Source organism: Bradyrhizobium uaiense (assembly GCF_010811875.1).
Lineage (GTDB): Bacteria > Pseudomonadota > Alphaproteobacteria > Rhizobiales > Xanthobacteraceae > Bradyrhizobium > Bradyrhizobium uaiense.
The window spans coordinates 1-277 of record NZ_VKHP01000663.1; the positions used below are offsets into that span (position 1 = coordinate 1).

The window sequence follows — 277 nt, forward strand, 5'->3', positions numbered from 1 at the left end:
GACATGTCGACCCGGCCGATATCGTCGAAGCTCGGCCATTCCGGCACGCCGTCGGTGTTGTTCGACGGCAGGAAGTCGATCAGCCGGCGCATCTGCAGCAGCGCGTCGACGTCATTCTCGAATGCGCCGTCGGCGATCGAGGATCGCGTGGCGTGCACCGAGGCGCCGCCGAGCTCCTCGGCGGTCACCACCTCGTTGGTGACGGTCTTCACCACGTCGGGACCGGTGACGAACATATAGCTGGTGTTCTTCACCATGAAGATGAAGTCGGTCATCG

General features: G+C 63.2%; 1 protein-coding gene. It reads right to left on the reverse strand.

All coding sequences use genetic code 11. The features are described 5' to 3' along the window. Positions 1–277: carboxyl transferase domain-containing protein (locus FNJ47_RS55630; RefSeq protein WP_283811403.1), on the reverse strand; the 277-nt coding region annotated here is incomplete at both ends.